Annotated in this window: 1 protein-coding gene; it reads left to right on the top strand. The window is 45.0% G+C overall.

Features of this window, described 5'->3' with window-relative positions; genetic code table 11:
• Positions 1-3,339 (top strand): trifunctional transcriptional regulator/proline dehydrogenase/L-glutamate gamma-semialdehyde dehydrogenase (gene putA / locus PSF16_RS16910; protein ID WP_272689753.1); only part of this gene is annotated, 3,339 nt, incomplete at its 5' end.
• Positions 3,340-3,535 lie beyond the last annotated feature (196 nt).

The following is a 3,535-nucleotide window of genomic DNA, read 5'->3' as shown; positions in this document are numbered from 1 at the left end:
GTCTCTACCCACAACGAAGCAAAACTATCCTCCTCGTTAAATCGCATTATCAGCAAAAGTGGTGAGCCGCTGGTACGAAAAGGCGTGGATATGGCAATGCGCTTGATGGGTGAACAATTTGTCACCGGCGAAACCATCGCCCAAGCCCTTGCCAACGCACGTAAATTAGAAGACAAAGGTTTCCGCTACTCCTACGATATGCTAGGTGAAGCTGCATTAACCGAGAAAGATGCCCAAGATTATATGGTCTCTTACCAACAAGCGATCCACGCAATTGGTAAAGCCTCGAATGGACGCGGGATCTATGAAGGGCCGGGTATTTCCATCAAATTATCCGCCCTGCATCCACGTTATAGCCGCGCGCAATACGAGCGCGTAATGGAAGAACTGTATCCGCGCTTACTCTCTTTAGTCTTGCAAGCTCACCAATACGATGTTGGTATCAACATTGATGCTGAAGAAGCTGACCGCTTAGAAATTTCGTTAGATTTACTCGAAAAATTGTGTTTTGAACCGAAATTGGCTGGCTGGAACGGTATTGGTTTTGTCATTCAGGCTTACCAAAAACGCTGCCCATTTGTTATCGACTCAATTATCAATTTAGCCGAACGCAGCCAACGCCGCCTGATGATCCGTCTTGTAAAAGGGGCTTATTGGGATAGCGAAATTAAACGTGCACAAATTGACGGCCTAGAAGGTTATCCAGTTTATACCCGCAAAGTGTATACCGACGTTTCTTATATCGCTTGCGCACGTAAATTACTGTCTGTACCTAACTTAATTTACCCACAATTTGCGACGCATAACGCGCACACACTATCCGCTATCTACCAAATTGCAGGTAAAAACTACTACCCTGGTCAATATGAATTCCAATGCCTACATGGCATGGGTGAACCATTATATGAACAAGTCGTTGGTAAAGTGGCAGACGGTAAACTCAACCGACCATGTCGCATTTATGCCCCAGTCGGTACCCACGAAACATTATTAGCTTACTTAGTTCGCCGCCTCTTAGAGAACGGGGCAAACACTTCGTTTGTTAACCGAATTGCGGATGCCACGATCCCATTAGATGAATTGGTTGCTGATCCGGTTAAAGACGTTCGTGAGCTATCTAAAACTGAAGGGCAAATTGGCTTACCACACCCTAAAATTCCATTACCGCGTGACCTGTATGGAACTCGCCGTGTTAATTCAATGGGCTTAGATTTATCTAACGAACACCGCTTAGCATCACTCTCGAGCGCATTACTCAATGCCGCGGCGCAAGAAAAAATCGCAGAACCACTTTTGGGTGGCGAATTTGTGGCACAACAAGCGCTACCTGAAGCCGTCGCAATTATCAACCCAGCCTGCCATCGCGATATCGAGGGTAAAGTACGTGAAGCCAGCGAACAAGAAGCTGAACATGCGCTGAATATCGCCACTGATGCAGGTGCGATTTGGTTTGCAACACCACCATCTGAACGTGCAGCTATCCTGTTACGTGCTGCCGATATTATGGAGCAACAGTTGCAGCCATTATTGGATGTACTAGTGCGTGAAGCTGGGAAAACTTACGCCAATGCGATTGCTGAAGTGCGTGAAGCGGTTGATTTCTTAAACTATTACGCTACTCAAGTCCGTGAAGATTTTGATAATAACACTCACCGCCCTCTTGGCCCTGTTGTTTGTATCAGCCCATGGAACTTCCCATTAGCCATTTTCTCTGGGCAAATCGCAGCTGCATTAGCCGCAGGTAACACTGTGCTGGCAAAACCTGCGGAACAAACACCATTAATTGGTGCTATCGCGGTATCCATTATGCACCAAGCGGGCATTCCTCGTGATGTTCTGCAATTTTTACCGGGTAAAGGTGAAACTATCGGAGCAAAATTAGTCGGCGATCAGCGCGTTCGTGGCGTGATGTTCACTGGTTCAACCGAAGTCGCGGGCTTATTGCAGCGTAATATTGCGGGTCGCTTAGATACTCAGGGTCGCCCAACGCCTCTGATTGCAGAAACTGGCGGATTGAATGCGATGATTGTTGATTCTTCAGCACTCACTGAGCAAGTTGTCACCGATGTCGTCGCTTCTGCATTCGACAGTGCGGGTCAACGCTGCTCCGCATTGCGTATTCTTTGTGTTCAAGAAGATGTCGCTGACCGAACAATTCGCATGTTGAAAGGTGCAATGGAAGAGTGCCGGATGGGAAATCCTGAACACATCTCCACCGATATTGGTCCTGTCATTGATAGTGAAGCCAAAGAGAATATTGACCAACATATTCAACAAATGCGCAGTAAAGGTAAAAACGTTTTCCAAGCTGTCTTTGCAGACAGCCAAGATCAGCAAGAACAAGCCGAAGGAACCTACGTTAAGCCAACTCTGATTGAGTTAGATAATATTGGTGAGTTGAAAAAAGAAATTTTCGGACCTGTTCTGCATGTTGTTCGCTTCAAACGTGATGAATTAGAACAATTAGTTGACCAAATTAACGCGGCGGGTTACGGATTAACATTAGGTGTTCACACCCGCATTGATGAAACCATCAATCAAGTGGTTGCTAAAGCGAAAGTGGGCAACTTATATGTTAACCGCAATATGGTCGGTGCTGTTGTCGGTGTACAACCATTTGGTGGTGAAGGACTTTCAGGTACAGGACCTAAAGCTGGTGGGCCGCTTTATCTCTACCGTTTATTAAGCGAGCGTCCTGAGAATGCAGTTTGCCAAACACTGGAGCAGCAAGACAGCCACTTACCAATGGACGCAAGTGCTCGCGCAGAGTTACTCGCACCATTTGAAGCTTTTTCTGCATGGGTACAAAAACAGAAAACGGATGTTGAACAGTCTGTAATTGAACAATCTACGGTTGAACAATTTGCTCGTTTAACGCAAGCCGGTACAACACGTTTATTACCAGGGCCAACGGGTGAAAAGAACACCTACACCTTGCGTCCACGCGGCACTATTTTATGCCTTAGCGATAATGAACGTGATTGTTTGACTCAGTTATCTGCCGTGCTCGCAAGTGGTTGTCAAACACTGTGGGAAAATAGCGAACTGCATCAGAAGCTATTTAAATCACTGCCAGAAAAAGTCCGCAAAACTATATCATTCACCAAAGATTGGCAAAACACAATGGAGCCAATTGAAGGTGTGATTTATCACGGAGATTGCGATCAACTGAAACACGTTTGTGAAGCGATTGCCAAACGCAAAGGGCCGATTATTTCAGTCCAAGGCTTTGAGCGTGGTGAAACTAACTTGCTCATTGAACGCTTAGTGCATGAACGTTCTTTAAGTGTGAATACTGCCGCAGCAGGTGGTAATGCAAGCTTAATGACTATCGGATAATAGGCAAAAGCCTGAGTTTTTCAGCCCAGTATAATATAGGTTGATTAACTCAGGCACTCCCCTCACTATAAACTCTTGAACTACATTCATAATATTCTATTCCTTTTTCATTAAATCCAAATATTCACTGCCTTTTTTGTTTTTTGTCATCCTTATTTATCTATAAATTTAATTAAATAGTTCCCATTAATTTTTA

Source organism: Providencia sp. PROV033, from assembly GCF_028484855.1.
In the GTDB taxonomy this organism is placed as follows: domain Bacteria; phylum Pseudomonadota; class Gammaproteobacteria; order Enterobacterales; family Enterobacteriaceae; genus Providencia; species Providencia alcalifaciens.
The sequence above is the reverse complement of the archived record's forward strand: the minus strand, read 5'-3'. Positions and strand labels throughout refer to the sequence as shown.